We start from the raw sequence: 19774 nt of genomic DNA on the forward strand, positions 1-19774 counted from the left end.
GGTGCCTATGCCTCCCGCCGTCATACCCGCCGCGGAGCCGAGTCGAGTCGGTTCCGACGCGTACTGGTACCCGGATGCCGCCGCCGGTGCCGGCCCGGAGCCGGTCACCGCGGTCGACGTGCTCCGCGCCGTGCGCAGGTTCCGCGCGGCCGACGTGGCGATGCGCATCCGGGCGCGCTCCGACATGGACATGAACGACTCCGACCTGGTCGCCCTACGGCACCTGATCGCGGCAGAGGAGCGCTCGGAGCCGATCGGCCCGAAGGACCTCAGTGCCGTTCTCGGCATCACCTCGGCAGCCACGGCCAAGCTGCTCTCGCGGCTGGAGGCATCCGGTCGGCTGCGCCGGGAGCCGCACCCCAGCGACCGGCGTGCGCAGGTGCTGCACGCCACCCGGCGCGCTCACGACGAGATGCGGCGAACCCTGGGAGCGGCACACCAGCGGATGCTGGCCGCCGCCGAGAAGCTCACCGCGCCGGAGCAGCTCGCCGTGGTGCGTTTCCTCGACGAGCTCAGCGGAGCGATGGACGAGCCGGCCGACTCGGCCGCGCCCGACACCGACGCCCCCACCGCACCCTGACTCGCGGGTTTGCGGCGGCTGCCGGTGGCCGAGGGGCTAGGAAGCCGGGCGGTACCCTTGAGTACGTGATTATTCCCGCCGCCCAACACGTGCACACCCTCCTCGCCTCGTATCCGGACTTCCCCCAACCCGGGATCCTGTTCCGTGACCTCAACCCGGTTTTTGCCGATGCCGTGGCCTTCCGAGCGATCATCGACGACCTGAGTGAGCGCTACCGGGGCCAGTTCGACGCCGTGGCCGGCATCGAGGCCCGCGGGTTCCTGCTCGCGGCCGGGATCGGTTACGCCGCCCAGTGCGCGGTCCTCGCGGTGCGCAAGGGCGGAAAGCTCCCCGGCACGGTGCTGACGGAGGAGTACGACCTGGAGTACGGCTCGGCACGCCTCGAACTGGAGGTCGGGCAGCTGCCCGCCGGGTCCCGGGTGCTCATCGTGGATGACGTGCTGGCCACCGGCGGCACCGTCGCGGCCACCGCGCGCCTCATCGAACGGGCCGGCTACCTGACGATCGGTGTCGGCGTGGTGCTTGAACTGGCCGAGCTCGACGGGCGTAGCCGTATCGGCGACGCACCCGTGCACACCATCGTTTCGGTCTAGCCGCGCGCTTTGTGACCCGTGTCGCACGGTTCCTTCGGCACGGGTCGTCTCCGATGGCACAGGTTGTTGCTCGCGGCACGTGGTATTTCCGGCGGCCCGGGATAGAACGCAGGCCGCCGCGATTGCCACGTGCCGCCGGGGCTAACCCGCGCCACGACGCTCGTGGCGGGGTCAGGCCCGGGTACCGCTAGTAGGCGGCGGGGTTGGCCGAGGGCTCGACGGCTGCGCCGGAGAGCACGGCCTTGCTGCCGGACACGCCGAGACGGCTCGCGCCGGCCTCGATCATGGCGAGGGCGTCGGCGTGGCTGCGCACCCCGCCGGAGGCCTTGACGCCGAGGGCATCGCCGACGGTTTCGCGCATCAGGCGCACGGCGTGCACGGTGGCGCCGCCGGCCGGGTGGAACCCTGTCGAGGTCTTGACGAAATCGGCGCCGGCGGCCACGGCCGCGCGGCACACGCCGACGATCTCGTCGTCGGTGAGGGCGGCGGACTCGATGATCACCTTGAGGATCAGGGGTGCGGGGATCTCGGCGCGCACGGCGCTGATGTCGGCTTCGACGAGATCGAACCGGCTGGCCTTGGCCGCACCGATGTCGATGACCATGTCCACCTCGTCGGTGCCCTGCGACACCGACAGGGCGGCCTCGGCAGCCTTGATCGAGCTGGCGTGCTTGCCGCTCGGGAAACCGCAGACCACGGCGACCTTGAGGTCGGCATCCGCGGGAAGGGTCAGCGGCAACATCGACGGCGACACGCAGACCGAGTAGACGCCGAGCTCAACGGCCTCGGCGATGAGGCCGGCCACGTCGGCCTGGGTGGCCTCGGGCTTCAGCAGGGTGTGGTCGATATAGCGGGCGAGGCCGGCGGCGTCGAGTGCGGGGGCGGGTGTGGAAGAGGTCATGCTCGTAGGTCCTTTGGGAGGGGCGGCGAGGTGTCCGCCTGGCTCGATCTTACCCGGCGAGCGGATGATGTTCCCTGGCGGGTGCGGCATGCTTGAGTTATGAGCGGGAGCGGTGATGCGTGGGTCTACGGCCCCGACGGTGCCAGGTTCTGGGGCCGGTACGGGGCGGCCGGTCTGCTCGTGCACCATCCGGACCTCGGTGTCCTTCTGCAGCACCGTGCCCTGTGGAGCCATCAGGGCGACACCTGGGGAGTCCCGGGCGGCGCCAGGCACGAGAACGAGAGCGCCCTCGACGCCGCGATCCGGGAGGCCGGTGAAGAGGCCGGTGTTCCCGCGCACCTGCTCAGGCTGAGCTTCAGTTCGGTGGTCGACCTCGGCTTCTGGTCGTACACCACGGTGGTCGTCCGAGCGCTGGAACCGTTCGACCCGATCATCAGCGACACCGAGAGCATCGCGCTGCGCTGGGTGGCGCCGGCCGAGGTGCAGCAGCTGCCGCTGCATCCGGGTTTCGCGGCCAGCTGGCCCGCGCTCAGGGACCGCCTGGTCTGACCGGGCCGTCGCCGGCGGATGCGCCCACCGAGTCGGGCGCCGGTCGGCGCGGCGGCCACGGCACGAGGGCGGAGACCTCGCGCTGATAGGCCCGATAGCCGGGATGCCTGGAGACCGAGATGCTCTCGGTGAAGGCGGTCGATCCCGCGAAGAGCAGGGTCAGCAACACCGCGCCGAGTGCACCCGGCTGCAGCCAGGTGCCGGCGGCGATGGCGCCGAAGCCGGCGATCACCCACCACTGGGCGATCTCGCAGAAATAGTTCGGATGCCTGGAGAACCCGAACAGTCCGCTCCGCAGAAACCCCGGGTCGGCCCCGCCCCGCGCACGGAGCACGGTGCGGGAGCGTTGGAAGTCCCACTGCTGCTGATCGGCCACGGTCTCCCCGGCGAGGAAGGCGAGGAACAGCACGGTGGCGACCAGGTCGGCGGCGCCGAACGGTGTCTGTGGGTGCTGCAGCCCGATCCACGCGGGCAGGGTGATGAGCAGCAGCAACAGGTTCTGGTAGCCGGAAATGAACGCCAGGTTGAACAGGGCGAACTGGCGCCGGCTCATCCGGCGCCCCAGCGCCGCCCACCGATAGTCCTCGCCGCCGGGCCGGTAGCCGCCCTTCCGCGCGAAATTGAAGGTCAGTCGCAGGCCCCACAGTGTGCCGAGCACGGCCATGACGACCAGCCGGGGATCGGTGAGCCCGCCGGCGACGGCGAACACCCACAGATAGACCGGCGGCAGCACCGACCAGGCCCGGTCCACCCAGGAGTACTCCCGGGTCAGAACCGACAGCAGCCAGGTTGTGGCGATGGCGGCCGCACACAGGCTCAGGCACACCAGCAGGGCGGATGCGGCGGCGGTCATCGGGGCGCCGTCCCCTCCGGCACCGCGTCCGCCGACATCGCCTCGTCGAGCACCACATCGCTGGGCGCTTTGTCTGGGCGCAGGCCCCGCCAGCTCGGGTGCCGCAGCCGGCCGGCCGGTGTCCACCCGGCGAAGTCCACTTCGCCCACGAGCACCGGGCGCACCCACACGGCGTCGGACGCCTCCTCCGACGGAACGTCGTCGAACGGGGTGTCCGACGTGGGCAGCTCGTCGAGCCGGCGGCGCAGGCTCGTCAGGTCGCGGTCGCGGAAGCCGGTGCCGATCCGCCCGGCGTACCGCAGTCGGGCTGTGTCGCCGGCCGTCGGCACGCCCACGAGAAGCGAGCCGAAGGTGTCGCCGCGGTGCCCGTTTCCGGGCCGCCAGCCGCCGATCACGACCTCCTGTGCCCTGACGTGTTTGATCTTCACCCACCGGTCGGTGCGGCGTCCGCTCGTGTAGGTACTGCCGGTCTCCTTGGCGATCAGTCCCTCCAGGCCGAGTTGCCGGCTGGTGGCCAGCACCGTGGCGGCGTCGCCGGAGAAGGACGGCGGCACCTGCACGGTTCCGGTGGCCGTCACACCGGCCTCCAAAGCCGCCCGGCGCTCCGCGTACGGCTGGTCGACCAGAGCAGCGCCGTCGTTCTCGAGCAGGTCGAAGACGAAATAGTGCACGGGGGCCCGCCGCTGCGCCCGGCGCACATCACCCTCATCGGTGAGCCCGAGCCTGGTCTGCAGCAGTGAGAAGTCGGGCCGGTTTGTGGTGTCAAGGGCCACGACCTCCCCGTCGAGCACGGCGCCGCCGGTTCCCACGGCCGTTCGCAGGTCGTCCACAAGCTCGGGGAAGGATGCCGTGACGTCGTTGCCGTTCCGGGTGAGGAAGCGCACCTTCCCGCCGCCGTCGAGGTAGGCCAGCATCCGGATGCCATCCCACTTCATCTCGTAGGCCCAGTCGGACTCCGCAGACAGCTCGCGCAGGCTGCCCAGCCTGGCGAGCATGGGGGAGTATCGGGCCTCGGCAGGACCCCAGCCGGCCGGGATCGATCGTTTCGGTTTCATCAGGTGGATCAGCCAGTTGCGCGACCCCGCACCGCCGGTCCGGATGAGCGCGAACTCGTGTTCGGCACCGCCCAGACCGCCGTCCGGTTTGCCGTGCAGGGTGACGATTACCTCATCGTCCCGCCATTTCTGCAGCGAATAGGTGCCGGAATCCCAGATCGACATGGTGCCGGCGCCGTACTCTCCCGCCGGAATATCACCCTGGAACTCGAGATACTCCAGCGGGTGATCCTCGGTGTGCACGGCCAGGTGGTTGTGGGTGGGGTCGGCCGGCACGCCCTTGGGCAGCGCCCACGAGACCAGCACGCCGCCCTGTTCCAGGCGCAGGTCGAAGTGCAGGGCCCTGGCGTGGTGCTCCTGGATCACAAACGATGCCCCGCCACCACCGGAGGGCGTCGGCGGTGTCGCCGTCGGCACGGGCTCAGGGGTGCGCCGGGCGTCGCGCTTGCTGCGGTACTGGTGCAGGCGGTCCTCGTCGGTCCGTGAGGCCGAGCCGGCGCCCGCGTCGATGGCGTCCGCTACTGGGCCCAGCAGGTCGGGGCGTCGTTCCAGTCGTTTCAGCACCTGCCGGTAATCCAGCTGCTCCAGTCCGGGCGACTCCAGCTCCCGCCAGGTTCGCGGTGCCGCCACCAGCGGCCGCAGCAGTCCGCGCAGGCTGTACGGCGCGATGGTGGTCTTGTTCGCGCTGTTCTGGCTCCAGTCCACGAAGACCTTCCCGTCCCGCAGCGACCGGGTCATCGCGCTGAGCACCTCTCCTGGATGGTCCGCTTCCAACGCCCGCGCGAGTTCATGCGCCACCTGGCCCACCTGCTCCGAGGTGTGGCTGCCGTCCAGCGCCGCATACAGGTGGATGCCCTTGCTCCCGCTGGTCACCGGCAGGGTGTCCAGGCCCATGTCCAGCAGCAGGGCCCTGGCCCACCGGGCCACCTCCGCGCACTCGGCGAGGCCGACGCCCTCGCCGGGGTCCAGGTCCAGCACCAGCCGGTCGGGGCGGGCCGGGGCGCCCGCCACGTCGAACCGCCACTGCGGCACGTGGATCTCCAGGGTGCCGATCTGGGCGAGCCAGGTGAGGGTGGCCAGGTCGTTCACCAGCGGGTACACGGTGGTGCGCGCCTTGTGAGCGAGTTCCCGGCGCTCCACCCAGTCCGGCGTGCCCTCGGCCAGGTTCTTCTGGAAGAACACCTGCCCGGGCTCCTGGGGCGTGCCCACGCCGTGCACCCAGCGCTTGCGGGTCGCCGGCCGGTCCCGCGAATGGCGGATGAGCGCATCCGCGACCGCCGCGTAGTAGCCCAGGATGTCGGCCTTGGTGGTGCCGGTCTCCGGGTACATCACCTTGTCCAGATGGGTGAGGGTGACCCGTCGGCCGCCCACCGTCACGACCTCCCGCTGAGCGCCGTCGGCGCTCACAGCGCCATTCCCCGCAGCCCCCGCGCCAGTTGCCATGTGCCCAGCTTGCTCCACGCCCGCCCGCCGGTCTAGCCTCACCCCATAGGACGGGTGTGTACTGGGCTCTGGAGGACGAACGATGCGATCAATCTGGAAGGGCGCCATCACGTTCGGGCTGGTCAACGTGCCGGTCAAGGTCTACAGCGCCACCGAAGACCACGACGTCGAACTGCACCAGGTGCACGACGCTGACGGCGGACGCATCCGCTACCAGCGCCGCTGTGAGGTCTGCGGCAAGGTCGTCGACTACGCGCACATCGACAAGGCCTTCACCGACGGCGACAAGACCGTCGTGATCACCGATGCCGATCTCAAGTCCCTGCCCGAGGAACGCAGCCGCGAGATCGACGTCGTCGAATTCGTGCCCAGCGACCAGCTCGACCCGATCATGTTCGACCGCAGCTACTTCCTCGAGCCAGACGGTTCCTCGCCCAAGGCCTACGTGCTGCTGCGGCGCACCCTGGAGCAGACCGACCGCACCGCCATCGTGCACTTCGCGTTGCGGCAGAAAACGCGGCTCGCCGCACTCCGGGTGCGCGACGGCGTTCTGATGCTGCAGACCCTGCTCTGGGACGACGAGGTGCGGGTGGCCGAGTTCCCGGCGCTTGAGCAGGCCGTGAAGATCTCCGACCGTGAGCTGGACCTCTCCGCGGCCCTGGTGGACTCCTTCGCCGCCGATTTCAGCCCGGGCGACTACACCGATGAGTACCAGGCCCAACTGCGCCGCCTCATCGAAGAGAAGCTCGAGAAGGGTGACGCGATCGACACCGAGGCCACCTTCGGCGGCGCCGACGAGGAGGCCGGCGGGGGAGAGGTGCTCGACCTGATGGAGGCGCTGCGCCGCAGCGTCGACCGCAGCCGGTCCGGGGACGGTGCCGCCAAGACCGGTGCCGCCAAGACCGCAGCAACCAAGACGGCAGCAACCAAGACCGGTGCCTCCAAGACCAAGGCCGCCACGAAGAAGCCCGCCGCCAGGAAAGAAGCCTGAGCCTCTTCCGTGGCCGCTCGATAGACTCGTGTCGTGACCGGGCCCGTTCCACCTCACCTCAGCTCCAGGGTGCTGACGGTGCCGAATCTGCTCAGTTTCCTGCGACTGGCGCTCGTCCCGGTCTTCCTCACCCTGCTGGTGAGCGGTGAAGACGCCTGGGCGCTCCTGGTCCTCGCGGTGGCCAGCCTCACCGACTACCTCGATGGCGTGATCGCGAGAAGGTTCAACCAGATCACCCGGCTCGGCCAACTGCTCGACCCGGCCGCGGACCGGCTCTACATCTTTGCCGCACTCGTCGGGCTCGCCTGTCGCGATCTGGTGCCGTGGTGGATCGTTGCCGTCGTCGTCGGTCGCGATGTGTTCCTGCTCGGCCTGGGAGTTGTGCTGGCCAACCACGGGTTCGGCCCGCTTCCTGTGCATCAGCTGGGCAAGGTGGCCACGTTCTGCCTCTTTTATGCCCTCCCGATGATCATGCTCGGCCAGGCGTTCCCCGAGCTGTCCTGGTGGTCGCAGCCCGTCGGCTGGGCGTTCGGTCTCTGGGGCGCCTACCTCTACTGGTGGGCCGGGGCCATCTACGCGATTGAAACGGTTCGGGTGATTCGGCTTCCGCGCGCTTGAAGGTCCGTTCCATCCGATACGATTTACCCAGTAGGAGGTGCACCGTGGTCGATCCCGACGACAAGAAAGAACCCGTGCGTAAGGTGGCGCCTGAGAATGCCACGGGCAACGTCGACACGACGATGACGTTTAGCCAGGAGTTCGCGGCGTCCTTGGCCGCGCTCGACGCCAACGTCACCGTCGAGGAGCAGGAGGCCATTGCGGCGCTGCCCTCAGGGTCAGCCCTCCTGGTGGTGCGCCGCGGTCCCAATTCGGGTGCGCGTTTCCTCCTGGATGCCGATGTCACCACGGTGGGACGACACCCGAATGCCGACATCTTCCTCGATGACGTCACGGTGTCGCGTCGCCATGCCGAATTCCTGCGCAACGGCCGCATCTTCCAGGTGAAAGACCTGGGATCGCTCAACGGCACCTATTTTGACGGCGAACGCATCGACCTGGCCGTCCTCACCGACGGATCCGAAGTTCAGGTCGGCAAATTCCGCCTCACGTTCTACGCCTCGCGGCTCGACCTCGTTCACCTGGCGAGCGACTAGTGTCGGCGTCCTCCGCCCAGGCCAGACTGCCGGGCGCGACGTCACTCTTGAGTATCGGCCAGGTCCTGGCCCGGTTGACACCGGAATTCCCGGACCTGACCCCGTCCAAACTGCGGTTCCTTGAGGAACAGGGGCTTGTCTCCCCGGCACGCACGGAGTCCGGCTACCGCAAGTTCAACGGCGGCGACGTTGACCGGCTGCGCCTGATCCTGTCGATGCAGCGCGACCACTACCTGCCGCTGAAGGTGATCCGCGCCTACCTCGACGACCTCGACGCGGGCCTGTCACCGGTTCTTCCCGGCGGCGGGGCACCCGGTCCGAGCATGCTCGTGATCGCGCGACGCTTCACCCGCGAGGACCTCCTGCGCGAGTCCGGAGCCTCCTCCACTCTTCTGCACGACGCCGTCACCGCGTCGATCATCGTGCCGGCCGAACACTACGGCGACGACGCCCTCAAGGTGCTCCGCGCCCTGGTCGACCTGCAGCAGAGCGGGATCGAACCCAGGCACCTCCGCGGCTTCCGCGGTGCGGCCGAACGCGAGCTCGGCCTGATCGAGAGCGCCCTGGTTCCGCTGGCCCGCCGCAAAGACGCCTCCAGCCGCGCCAAGGCGGCCGAAATGGCCGTGGAGATCGCCGGGCAGCTCGAAGTGATCCGTGGCAGCCTGATCCGCTCCGCCCTGGGCCGCCTGACCAAATAAGTCGTAGACTGAAAGTTCAACGCACCGAGAACCAGCGTTCTCTCGACACGCCGACACGTTCGGGCGGATGTCATCGGTAGGGGCCGCCGGTCTCGCTAACGTTGAAGTGCGGCCTGAAGGTTCGCATCCACCCCCGAGAGGCGTTCTGTATGAGTGAACTCAATCCCCGAGATGATTCGTCTCGGTACGGTCAGGGGCTGCTCTTCACCGACGGGATGCCCGAGCTCGACGAGAACTCCGGCTACCGGGGCGCCGTCGCGGCGCGCGCCGCGGGTATCAGCTACCGCCAGCTCGACTACTGGGCCCGCACCGAACTCGTGGAGCCCACGGTTCGCGGCGCGGCCGGCTCCGGCTCGCAGCGACTCTACGGCTTCCGCGACATCCTGGTACTCAAGCTCGTCAAACGTCTGCTCGACACCGGCATCTCCCTGCAGCAGATCCGCACCGCGGTCAACCAGCTGCGCGAATCGGGCGTCAACGACCTGGCCCAGACCACCCTCATGAGCGACGGCGCCAGCGTCTACCTCTGCACCTCCAACGACGAGGTCATCGACCTCGTCAGCCGCGGCCAGGGTGTCTTCGGCATCGCCGTCGGCAAGGTCCTGCGCGAGGTGGAAACCACCCTCGTCGAACTCGACACCCAGACCGCTGACCCGTCCGACGAGCTCGCCGCCCGTCGCGTCTCCCGCAAGGTCTCCTAGCCGCAGGAACTGTGAGAAAAGCCCCGAAAACGCTCGCGTTTCGGGGCTTTTCTCACAGCTCGAGAGCTCTTAGCGCGCGGGGACTTCCGCGTACTCGCCGATGCGTGCGGTGCGCAGGACCCGGTCCAGCAGCTGGTCGAAGTAGTGCGCCATCTCCTGGGCGCTGTCGCCCGGCCAGGTGTGCAGGGGCTTCGCGGCGCCCTGGGCCTGCTGCAGGCTGGTGCGCTCCGGAAGCTGCGGGCTGAGCACCAGCGGTCCGAACATGTCGCGCAGTTCCTTGATCCGGAACTGGTGCTCCAGTGACGCGGTGCGGGCGCGGTTGACGATGATGCCCAACGGCTGCAGCCGGGGGCTGAGGCCACGACGGATTTCCTCGATCGCGCGCAGGGCACGGTCGGCGGCGGCCACCGAGAACAGGCCGGGCTCGGTGACCACGGCAACCCGGTCGCTGGCGGCCCACGCGGTGCGGGTGAGCGCGTTCAGCGAGGGGGCACAGTCGATCAGCACGAGGTCGTAGTCCTTCTCCACCGTGGAGAGGGCCTCCTCGAGCTTCCAGATGTCCCGGATGCTGGGGTGCGGGCCGTCGAAATTAATGGCGGAGGGGCTGCCGATCATGACGTCGATCGTGCCGGGGCGACCGCGGGTCCAGCCGCTGGGCGCGATGGCGGCCCGAACGACTTTTTCCTTCGGCGAAGCCAGCACGTCGGCGACGTTGAGGTGGCCGGCGAGCTGGATGTCGAGCCCGGTAGAGACATCTGATTGCGGATCGAGGTCGACCACGAGGGTCCGAACACCGCGGGCGAAGGCGGCAGAAGCCAGACCAAGGGTTACCGTGGTCTTGCCTACCCCTCCCTTGAGGGAGCTAACGCTAAGTACGTGCACAAGTAGATACGTTACCTTCACTAGTCTTAGAGAACCTAACCGTCAGCTGTGTGCCGCTCCCGGATCGAAAGGTCTCTATGTTCACCAAAATCCTCGTCGCCAACCGTGGAGAGATAGCAATCCGCGCGTTCCGCGCCGCCTATGAACTGGGCGCGAAAACCGTCGCCGTCTTCCCGTTCGAAGACCGCAATTCACTGCACAGGCTGAAGGCCGACGAGGCTTACGAGATCGGCGAACCCGGACACCCCGTCCGCGCCTACCTCGATGTGTCCGAGATCATCCGGGTGGCCAAGGAGAGCGGCGCAGACGCCATCTACCCCGGCTACGGATTCCTCTCCGAGAACCCCGAGCTCGCCGAAGCGGCCAAGGCCGCCGGCATCACCTTCATCGGGCCGGGCTCGCACGTGCTCGAGATGGCCGGCAACAAGGTCACCGCCAAGGAACACGCCATCGCTGCCGGTGTGCCCGTCCTCAAGTCCAGCGCGCCGTCGCGCGACGTCGAGGAGCTCATCGCGGCCGCAGAGGAGATCGGCTTCCCCATCTTCGCCAAGGCCGTCGCCGGCGGCGGTGGACGCGGCATGCGCCGCGTCGCCTCCATGGCCGACCTGCGCGGTTCCCTCGAAGAGGCCATGCGCGAGGCCAACAGCGCCTTCGGTGACCCCACCATGTTCCTCGAGCAGGCGGTGCTCCGGCCCCGCCACATCGAGGTGCAGATCCTTGCGGACGCCACGGGCGAGACCGTGCACCTGTTCGAGCGCGACTGCTCGGTGCAGCGCCGCCACCAGAAGGTCATCGAGATCGCACCGGCCCCCAACCTGCCGGAGGAGATCCGTCAGCGACTGCACGCCGACGCCGTGGCCTTCGCCAGGTCGATCGGTTACGTCAACGCCGGCACCGTCGAATTCCTGCTCGACACCGTCGGCGAACGCGCCGGCCAGCACGTGTTCATCGAGATGAACCCGCGCATCCAGGTGGAGCACACCGTGACCGAGGAAGTCACCGACGTCGACCTCGTGCAGTCCCAGATCCGCATCGCCGCGGGGGAGACCCTGGCCGACCTCGGCCTGGGCCAGGACACGATCAAACTGCGTGGCTTCGCCCTGCAGTGCCGCATCACCACAGAGGACCCCACCGCGGGATTCCGCCCGGACACCGGCAAGATCACCACTTACCGCTCGCCCGGCGGCGCCGGCATCCGCCTGGACGGCGGAACCATCAACCCCGGCGCGCAGATCAGCCCGCACTTCGACTCGATGCTCGCCAAGCTCACCTGCCGCGGCCGCGACTACGCGTCCGCCGTCACCCGCTCCAAGCGCGCGTTGGCCGAGTTCCGCATCCGCGGCGTCTCCACCAACATCGCCTTCCTGCAGGCCGTGCTGGAAGACCCCGACTTCGCCAACGGCGACCTGAGCACCTCCTTCATCGACGAGCGTCCGCAGCTGCTGCGTGGCCGGGCCTCCAAGGACCGCGGCACGAAGATCCTCAACTGGCTCGCCGACGTCACCGTGAACCAGCCCAACGGTGTGCCCCTGACCCTGCTGAACCCCGCAGAGAAGCTGCCCAAGCTCGACCTGTCCATTCCGGCGCCGGAGGGTTCGCGGCAGAAGCTGCAGCTGCTCGGCCCGGTCGGCTTCGCCAGCGCCCTGCGCGCCCAAACGGCGCTGGCCGTCACCGACACGACCTTCCGTGACGCCCACCAGTCGCTGCTGGCCACCCGGGTGCGCACCAAGGACCTCGTCGCCGTGGCTCCCTACGTGGCCAGGCTCACCCCCGAACTGCTCTCGGTCGAGGCCTGGGGCGGTGCCACCTACGACGTGGCCCTCCGCTTCCTCGGCGAAGATCCGTGGGAGCGTCTCGGCGCCCTGCGCGAGGCCCTGCCGAACATCAACATCCAGATGCTGCTGCGCGGCCGCAACACCGTGGGCTACACCCCGTACCCCACCGAGGTGACGGATGCGTTCGTCCGCGAGGCCAGCGATTCAGGTGTTGACATCTTCCGCATCTTCGACGCCCTCAACGACGTCAACCAGATGCGTCCGGCCATCGACGCCGTGCTGAACACCGGCGACAGCGTTGCCGAGGTGGCGCTCTGCTACACCGGCGACCTGCTCGACCCTGCCGAGGACCTCTACACGCTCGACTACTACCTGCGCCTGGCCGACCAGATCGTGGCGTCCGGCGCGCACATCCTGGCCATCAAGGACATGGCCGGGCTGCTGCGGCCCGCCGCCGCGGCGAAGCTCGTCACCGCGTTCCGCGAACGGTTCGACCTGCCGGTGCACGTGCACACGCACGACACCCCCGGCGGCCAGCTGGCGACCCTGCTGGCGGCCTCCCAGGCCGGAGCCGACGCCGTGGACGTGGCCAGCGCCCCGATGGGCGGCACCACCAGCCAGCCGTCGGCGTCCTCCCTCGTGGCCGCGCTCGCTCACACCGAACGGGACACCGGCATCTCCCTCCAGAACGTCTGCGACCTCGAGCCGTACTGGGAAGACGTGCGCCGGGTCTACCACCCCTTCGAATCGGGCCTCCGCGCCCCCACCGGCCGGGTGTACAAGCACGAGATCCCGGGCGGGCAGCTGTCCAACCTGCGCACCCAGGCCATCGCGCTCGGCCTCGCCGATGACTTCGAGCTCATCGAAGACATGTACGCGGCAGCGAACGAGATCCTGGGCCGCGTGCCCAAGGTGACACCGTCCTCCAAGGTCGTCGGTGACCTGGCCCTGTACCTCGCGGCCGTGAACGCCGACCCGGCTGATTTCGAAGCCAACCCTTCCAAGTACGACGTGCCGGACTCCGTGGTGGGCTTCATGGCCGGCGAACTCGGCGACCTGCCGGGCGGCTGGCCGGAGCCCTTCCGCAGCAAGGTGCTCGAGGGCCGCAGCATCCGGGTGAGCACGACCGAGCTGACCGACGAGGAACGTACCGCCCTCGACGCCGACAGCCCCACTCGACGCGCCATGCTCAACCAGCTGCTCTTCCCGGCTCCCACCCGGACCTTCCAACAGATCCGCGAACTCTTCGGCGACCTGTCCGTGGTCGACACTGTCGACTACCTTTACGGTCTGCGGCAGGGCACCGAACACTCGGTCGAGATCGACAAGGGTGTGCGGCTCTACGTCGGGCTCGAGGCGATCGGCGAGGCCGACGAGAAGGGCATGCGCACCGTCATGACCATTCTCAACGGGCAGCTGCGTCCGGTCTTCGTGCGTGACCGCAGCATCGCCGTGGTCAGTAAGGCGGCCGAGAAGGCCGACGCCAACCAGCCCGGCCAGATCGCCGCACCGTTCTCCGGTGTGGTCACCCTGCAGGTCGCCGATGGCGACCACGTGACCGCCGGCCAGAGCGTCGCGTCGATCGAGGCCATGAAGATGGAAGCAGCCATCACCTCACCCATCGCCGGCGTCGTCGAAAGGGTCGCGATCCCCGCCACCCAGCAGGTCGACGCGGGAGACCTGCTCGTAGTGGTGCGGCCACGCTAGGCTGAGGCCTGATTTGGGGCCCATTCGTGGCCCGCGAAAAAACGAGGAGTCTGCTGTGACAGATCGACGGACAGACGATGCCCAACCGCACGATGAAGGCGACGGCCAGCTGAGCCCGGCCCCGGCAGGGGCCGGGTCGCCGGAGTCCGGTGCTGCCAGAGCGCGACCGGGTGACGAGTATCACAGCGAACTCCCGCCGCACACCTTCGACAACCTCGCCGCCGCCCTGCCGGAGAGCTTCGTCTCGCTCGGCGCCGCCGGCCTGCCCAGGTCCGCGGTAGCGCCCCGCGCCGCGCACGACCCGGCCACCCCGACGGCGGGCGCACACCCCGGCACTCACACCATCGAGATCGTCACGCCGCAGCCGGCGCGGGGCGTCACAGCTCCGCTGGGCGCGAGCGGCACCGCAGCGGCAGCGCTGTCCCGCAACACCGGACCCACGAGCGCGGCAACGGCCAGCCGGCGCGACCGCACCCGAACGGACGCCGTCGCCCCGGAATCCGCATCGATGCTCACCTCCGACCGGCTGCTGGAGATCAACCGCAAGACCCGGCGCCCGCCGAACGGCAGCTGGAACCGGTTTGTCTACAACGCCACCTTCCACCTGGTCAACCTGGGCGATTCGGCCGCCGTGCGCGCGCACCGGGCCATGGACGAACGCATCCAGAAGCAGTTCGAGGGCGGCGCGAGGTTCGTCCCGATCCTCACCCGCAAGGGCGGCGTGGGCAAGACCACCGTCACCGCACTGCTCGGCATGGCCATGGCCGACGCCAGGGAAGACCGGATCATCGCCGTCGACGCCAACCCCGACCGGGGCACCCTGAGCGAACGGGTGTCCAAGCAGACCAGGTCGACGGTGCGCGACGTCGTGACCAAGGCCGCCTCCATCGGCGGCTTCACCGATTTCTCGGCGTTGGTATCCAGGGACGAGACCCGTCTGGACATCCTGGCCAGCGACACCGACCCGCTCCTGTCCGAAGCGTTCGACGAGAACGACTACAACGTCGTCGCCGACCTGGCGGCCCGGTTCTACTCGATCGTCCTGACCGACTGCGGCACCGGGATCGTGCACTCGGTCATGCGCGCGACCCTGCAGCGCGCCGATTCCATCGTGATCGTGTCCGGCGGCAGCGTCGATGAGGCCCGGTTGGCCTCCGAAACGCTGACCTGGCTCGAGGCCAACGGTTACGGTGAACTCGTTCGCAACGCCATCGTCGCCCTCAATACCGCGACCCAGGGCACCAACCTGGTCAAGCTCGAGGAGATCGAGTCGCACTTCCGGTCCCGGGTTCGCGAGATCGTGCGGATCCCGTACGACCCGCAGTTGGCCGCCGGCAGTGTGGTGTCCTTCAAGGACCTCAAGCCGATCACCCGACTGGCCGCGCGTACCCTCGCTGCCCTCGTCGTCGAAGGGTTGCCGGCCGAGCGCCGCGCCTGACTCCCTCGCACCGTATCCGTTCCATCCGTTCCATCCGTTCCATCTGATCCATCCGTTCATCCTGAAGAGAGTTTCCCCGTGCCCGAACGCCAGATCCGCCTGCTGGGCGATCCCGTCCTCAAGACCCGCTCAGAGCCGATCGGCACCATCGACGCCCGGGTGCGCAGCCTCGTCGAAGACCTGGTGGACAGCGTGAAGCTGCCGGGCCGGGCCGGCGTTGCCGCGGCCCAGATCGGCGTGAACCTGCGTGCCTTCAGCTACAACATCGACGGGGACATCGGCTATATCCTCAACCCGGTTCTGGTGGAGCTGGCGGGGGAGCCGGCGATGGTCGACGAGGGTTGCCTGTCGGTGCCCGGCCTGTGGTACCCGACCAAGCGCTACCCGTTCGCCAGGGTTACCGGCATCGACCTGGCCGGCAACCCCGTCGCGGTATCCGGCGAGGGCCTGATGGCGCAGGCTCTGCAGCACGAGACCGACCACCTCGACGGGCTGCTCTACCTGGACCGGCTCGACAAGGAAAACCGCCGTGCGGCGATGAAGGAAGTGCGCGAGTCCGACTGGTTCTAACCTGTAGAGGTTGTAGCCGACACAGACGAACGAGCTGCCCCGCTGTAGCCGGGCAGCTCGTTCGTGTGTGCGCGCCTAGTCTTGTGCGGTCTCGCGCACCGGCACGGCTGCCGTCATCGGGTTCGCACCGTAGAGGTTCTGGATCTCGGCGGCGAAGTCCCGGAGGATCACGTCCCGCTTGATGCTCATCTTCGGCGTGAGGTAGCCGGCCGCCTCGGTGAGTTCGATGGGCAGCACCACGAACTTGCGGATGGACTCCGCCCTGGACACCGTCTCGTTGGCGTGGTCGATCGCCCGTTGGACCTCGGCAAGGACCTTCGGGTGCACCGACGCGTCCATGAGGGACATCCCGGCGTCTTCGTGGTTGTTGTTCAACCAGACCGGCAACATCTCGGGGTCGAGGGTGACCAGCGCCGCGATGAACGGTTTCTGGTCGCCGACCACGACGACCTGGCCGACCAGCGGGTTCGACCGGATCGGGTCTTCGAGGGCTGCCGGAGCGACGTTCTTGCCGCCGGCGGTCACGATGATCTCTTTCTTGCGCCCGGTGATCGAGAGGAACCCGTCGTCGTCGAGGGCACCGATATCACCGGTCTTCAGCCAGCCGTCGTCGAAGACGGCGGCGGTGGCCTCCGGGTTCTTCCAGTACTCGGTGAAGACGTTGACACCCTTGACCTCGATCTCACCGTCGTCCATCACCCGCACCGAGACACCGGGCAGCGCCGGGCCGACACTGCCGATCTTGGACTTGGTGGCCAGGTTCACCGTGGCGGGGGCCGTGGTCTCGGTCAGGCCATAGCCCTCGAGGATGACGATGCCCAGGCTGTGGAAGAAGTGGCCCAGGTGAGCGCCGAGCGGCGCGGAGCCGGAGACGGCGAATTTGACGTTGCCGCCCATCGCGGTGCGCAGCTTGCTGTAGACCAGCCTGTCGAACAGCGCGAACTTGATCTTCATGCCCAGCGGGATCCGCTCGCCGGCCTCGACCAGCTTGGAGTGCGCCACGGCGACCTCGGAGGCGGCCTCGAAGATCTTCCCCTTGCCGCCGGCCTCGGCCTTCTGCTCGGCGGAGTTGTAGACCTTCTCGAAGACCCGGGGGACGGCGAGGAGGAAGGTCGGCTTGAAGCTGCCCAACGACGGCAGCAGCTGCCGAGTGTCCGGCTGGTGACCCACCCGGACGCCACCGTGCACGCAGAGCACCGCGATGAAGCGGGCGAAGACGTGCGCCGTGGTGATGAACAACAGGGTGGATGCGCCGTTCTCGTCGGTGAGAACGGGCTTGAGGGCGATCCCGGCGTTGCGGCTGGTCTCAACGAAGTTGGCGTGGCTGAGCACGCAGCCCTTGGGCCGGCCGGTGGAGCCTGACGTGTAGATCAGGGTGGCGATGTCGGAGCCGACGGCCAGACGACGGCGTCGCTCGATTTCGGCATCCGGAACATCGACGCCCCTGGCGGCGAGCTTGTCCAGGTCGCCCAGGTCGATCTGCCAGACCGTCTCAACGTCGGGCAGGTCGGGGTGCACCTCATCGAAACGGGCGAAGTGGTCCGCGGTCTCCACGATCAACGAAGTCGCGCCGGAATCGCTGAGGATCCACTGCACCTGGCTGGGCGAACTCGTCTCGTAGACCGGCACGAGCACCGCGCCGGCGAACCAGACGGCGAAGTCGATCAGGGTCCATTCATAGCGGGTTTTGCAGGTCAGGCCGATCTTGTCGCCGGGCTGAATACCGGCGGCGACGAACCCCTTGGCCAGGGCGACGACCTGGGCGTGGAAGGCGGCGGTCGTAACCGGAAGCCAACCGCCGTTCTCGGGCCGGGAGAACAGAACCAGCTGCGGGGTCAAGGCGAGACGGTCGACCAACAGGTCGGTGACGTTCGCGTTCGGGTCTGAGGGGACGACGGCGGGCTCATCGAACTGTTTCACGGTAACTCCTTTGGCACCGGACGGGTAAGTGCGACCACTCTAGCCGCTGAATCGACACGAACCTGCGATTCTCCCGGCGGCGTAGTCATTTACTACACTCTAGGGGGTGCCTTGCGTGGTCGATCAGGTCGCTGCGTGCCCCGTTCCCTTTTTGAGCCGACCTGAAGAACTTCCTGTTGCTCCACCAACGAAAGGTGCGCTCGTGCACGCCATTGGGATTGACATCGGCGGAACCAAGATCGCTGGTGCCCTCGTCGACGAATTCGGAACCATCATCAAATCGGATCGTCGACCGACCGACGCCGCGAACCCGAGCGAGATCGAAAACGCTGTCGTGGAGATGATCAAGGATCTCTCCGCCGGCGAAGACGTCATCGCTGCGGGTGTCGCCGCTGCCGGGTTCATCGACGCCGCCCAGTCGACCGTGTACTACGCCCCGAACATCAACTGGCGCAACGAACCGATGCGCGAGAAGCTCGAGTCGCGCCTGTCGCTGCCGATCATCGTCGAGAACGACGCCAACGCCGCCGGATGGGCCGAATTCTGCTTCGGCGCCGGCCGCCTGTACAGCGACATGGTCACCCTCACCATCGGCACCGGCGTCGGCGGCGCCATCGTCTCCAACGACCGCCTGTTCCGCGGTGGCTTCGGCGTGGGCGCCGAGCTGGGCCACATGCGCGTCGTTCCCGACGGCCTGCCCTGCGGCTGCGGCGCGCACGGGTGCATCGAACAGTACGGCTCCGGCCGTGCGTTGGCCCGCATCGCCAACGAGTTCGCGGATGCCGGCGGCATCGGCCTGGGCCTGGCCGCCGCCCGTGGCAAGCGCGGCAAGCTCACCGGCAAGGACATCGGCCGGCTGATCCAGGACGGCGACCCAGGCGCCCTCGCGGCGCTGCGCCAGTTGGGCACCTCGCTCGGCCAGGCCTGCGCCAGCCTCGCCGCGGTGCTCGACCCGCAGGTGTTCGTCTTCGGCGGCGGTGTCGCCGCGGCAGGCGAGCAGCTCCTGGAGCCCATCCGCACCGCCTACCTGGCCAACCTGCCCGCCCGCGGCTATCACCCCGAGGCAGAGTTCGCGATCGCGGAACTCGTCAACGACGCCGGCGTCGTCGGTGCCGCCGACCTCGCCCGCCGACACGTCACCGGTGAGTAGGCTGGCTGTGTTTCTCCACCGCGTGTTGCGCGACTGCGCCGGCCGGCATCCGCTTATCTAAGGACACCGATGTTCTACTGGTTCATGAAGAATGTTGTGGCCGGACCGCTGCTGCTCGGCCTGTTTCGGCCCTGGGTGATCGGGCTGGACAACATCCCCAAGGAGGGCGGTGTCGTTCTGGCGAGCAATCACCTGTCCTTCATCGACTCGGTCTTCCTGCCTCTGGTGGTGCCGCGCCGGGTGGTCTTCCTCGCCAAGAGCGAGTACTTCACCGGCACCGGCCTCAAGGGCTGGGCGACCAAGCAGTTCTTCAAGGCCACCGGCCAGCTGCCCATCGACCGCTCCGGGGGCAAGGCGTCGGAGGACTCCCTGAACACCGGCCTCGCGGTCCTGAACGGCGGGGGAGCGCTCGGTATTTATCCCGAGGGCACCCGCAGCCCGGACGCCCGGATGTACCGGGGTCGCACGGGTGTGGCCCGCATGGTGTTGGAGGCCGGCGTCCCCGTCATCCCCGTGGCCATGATCGACACCGAGAAGGCCATGCCCACCGGCACCCGCATCCCCAAGGTGCGCCGGATCGGCATCGTCATCGGGGAGCCGCTGGACTTCAGCCGGTTCGAGGGAATGGAGGGTGACAGATTCGTGTTGCGCTCCGTGACGGACGAGCTGATGTACGAACTGCGCCGCCTCAGTACCCAGGAGTACGTCGACGTGTACGCCACCAGTGTCAAAGAGAAGCGCGCCAGCCTTTCACGCTAGGCTCGAATATCGTTCATCCCAGACCCGCGCTCGTGCGGGCCGCATTAGAGAAAAC

18 protein-coding genes are annotated in these 19774 nt (G+C 68.3%); 13 read left to right on the forward strand and 5 right to left on the reverse strand.

Features of this window, described 5'->3' with window-relative positions; translation table 11 throughout:
- The first annotated feature begins 7 nt into the window (after positions 1-7).
- Positions 8-580, forward strand: coding sequence for a MarR family winged helix-turn-helix transcriptional regulator (locus B7495_RS07545; RefSeq protein WP_166788875.1), 573 nt, complete (start codon positions 8-10; stop codon positions 578-580).
- A 65-nt stretch (positions 581-645) separates the two neighbouring features.
- Positions 646-1173, forward strand: a complete 528-nt coding sequence (locus tag B7495_RS07550) for an adenine phosphoribosyltransferase (RefSeq protein ID WP_088456033.1) — start codon at positions 646-648, stop codon at positions 1171-1173.
- 187 nt (positions 1174-1360) lie between these two features.
- On the opposite strand, the gene deoC is transcribed toward B7495_RS07550, so the two are convergent.
- Positions 1361-2074, reverse strand: a complete 714-nt coding sequence (gene deoC, locus B7495_RS07555) for a deoxyribose-phosphate aldolase (RefSeq protein ID WP_088456034.1) — start codon at positions 2072-2074, stop codon at positions 1361-1363.
- A 99-nt stretch (positions 2075-2173) separates the two neighbouring features.
- Here deoC and B7495_RS07560 point away from each other — a divergent pair, with 99 nt between their 5' ends.
- On the forward strand, positions 2174-2623 hold the full coding sequence (locus B7495_RS07560) for an NUDIX domain-containing protein (RefSeq protein ID WP_088456035.1): 450 nt from the start codon (positions 2174-2176) through the stop codon (positions 2621-2623).
- Here B7495_RS07560 and B7495_RS07565 read toward each other — a convergent pair.
- Positions 2604-3476 carry a DUF1295 domain-containing protein gene (locus B7495_RS07565; RefSeq protein WP_088456036.1) on the reverse strand — a complete coding sequence of 291 codons (873 nt, stop codon included), beginning with the start codon at positions 3474-3476 and terminating at the stop codon, positions 2604-2606. The two genes, B7495_RS07560 and B7495_RS07565, sit on opposite strands and share 20 nt — an antisense overlap.
- The gene (locus B7495_RS07570) at positions 3473-5974 is read right to left on the reverse strand and encodes an ATP-dependent DNA ligase (RefSeq protein WP_088456037.1); all 2502 of its coding nucleotides are present in this window, start codon (positions 5972-5974) and stop codon (positions 3473-3475) included. The genes B7495_RS07565 and B7495_RS07570 overlap by 4 nt, the downstream gene beginning before the upstream one ends.
- Positions 5975-6056: 82 nt before the next feature.
- On the opposite strand from B7495_RS07570, the gene B7495_RS07575 reads away from it, so the two are divergent.
- The 5 genes from B7495_RS07575 to B7495_RS07595 all read left to right on the forward strand — a co-directional run bounded on the left by B7495_RS07575 (position 6057) and on the right by B7495_RS07595 (position 9518).
- Positions 6057-6965 (forward strand): Ku protein, encoded by a 909-nt coding sequence (locus tag B7495_RS07575; RefSeq protein WP_088456038.1) that lies wholly within the window; start codon positions 6057-6059, stop codon positions 6963-6965.
- A gap of 33 nt (positions 6966-6998) precedes the next feature.
- Entirely contained in the window at positions 6999-7583 is a 585-nt protein-coding gene (locus tag B7495_RS07580) for a CDP-alcohol phosphatidyltransferase family protein (protein WP_240632443.1), read from the forward strand.
- A gap of 122 nt (positions 7584-7705) precedes the next feature.
- On the forward strand, positions 7706-8119 hold the full coding sequence (locus B7495_RS07585) for an FHA domain-containing protein (RefSeq protein WP_088457974.1): 414 nt from the start codon (positions 7706-7708) through the stop codon (positions 8117-8119).
- Positions 8119-8817 (forward strand): MerR family transcriptional regulator, encoded by a 699-nt coding sequence (locus tag B7495_RS07590; RefSeq protein WP_088456039.1) that lies wholly within the window; start codon positions 8119-8121, stop codon positions 8815-8817. Before B7495_RS07585 ends, B7495_RS07590 begins: the two co-directional genes overlap by 1 nt.
- Before the next feature lie 149 nt (positions 8818-8966).
- Positions 8967-9518, forward strand: a complete 552-nt coding sequence (locus B7495_RS07595; RefSeq protein ID WP_088456040.1) for a MerR family transcriptional regulator — start codon at positions 8967-8969, stop codon at positions 9516-9518.
- Between the two features lie 69 nt (positions 9519-9587).
- Here B7495_RS07595 and B7495_RS07600 read toward each other — a convergent pair whose 3' ends face one another.
- Positions 9588-10400, reverse strand: coding sequence for a ParA family protein (locus B7495_RS07600; protein ID WP_088456041.1), 813 nt, complete (start codon positions 10398-10400; stop codon positions 9588-9590).
- A gap of 77 nt (positions 10401-10477) precedes the next feature.
- Here B7495_RS07600 and B7495_RS07605 point away from each other — a divergent pair, with 77 nt between their 5' ends.
- The 3 genes from B7495_RS07605 to def all read left to right on the forward strand — a co-directional run bounded on the left by B7495_RS07605 (position 10478) and on the right by def (position 15890).
- Positions 10478-13882, forward strand: coding sequence for a pyruvate carboxylase (locus B7495_RS07605; protein ID WP_088456042.1), 3405 nt, complete (start codon positions 10478-10480; stop codon positions 13880-13882).
- A 55-nt stretch (positions 13883-13937) separates the two neighbouring features.
- Positions 13938-15320: a MinD/ParA family protein gene (locus tag B7495_RS07610; protein ID WP_240632444.1), complete on the forward strand. Its 1383-nt coding sequence runs from the start codon at positions 13938-13940 to the stop codon at positions 15318-15320.
- A gap of 78 nt (positions 15321-15398) precedes the next feature.
- The gene (gene def, locus B7495_RS07615; RefSeq protein WP_088456043.1) at positions 15399-15890 is read left to right on the forward strand and encodes a peptide deformylase; all 492 of its coding nucleotides are present in this window, start codon (positions 15399-15401) and stop codon (positions 15888-15890) included.
- Between the two features lie 75 nt (positions 15891-15965).
- Here def and B7495_RS07620 read toward each other — a convergent pair whose 3' ends face one another.
- The gene (locus B7495_RS07620; protein WP_088456044.1) at positions 15966-17810 is read right to left on the reverse strand and encodes a long-chain fatty acid--CoA ligase; all 1845 of its coding nucleotides are present in this window, start codon (positions 17808-17810) and stop codon (positions 15966-15968) included.
- Between the two features lie 202 nt (positions 17811-18012).
- On the opposite strand from B7495_RS07620, the gene B7495_RS07625 reads away from it, so the two are divergent.
- Both B7495_RS07625 and B7495_RS07630 read left to right on the forward strand, forming a co-directional pair.
- Entirely contained in the window at positions 18013-18960 is a 948-nt protein-coding gene (locus B7495_RS07625) for an ROK family glucokinase (RefSeq protein WP_088456045.1), read from the forward strand.
- 69 nt (positions 18961-19029) lie between these two features.
- A complete protein-coding gene (locus tag B7495_RS07630; protein ID WP_088456046.1) occupies positions 19030-19719 on the forward strand; it encodes a 1-acyl-sn-glycerol-3-phosphate acyltransferase in 690 nt (229 codons plus the stop codon).
- The last annotated feature ends 55 nt before the right edge of the window (positions 19720-19774 follow it).

It is taken from the genome of Cryobacterium sp. LW097 (assembly GCF_002205495.2).
GTDB classification, from domain to species: domain Bacteria; phylum Actinomycetota; class Actinomycetes; order Actinomycetales; family Microbacteriaceae; genus Cryobacterium; species Cryobacterium zongtaii.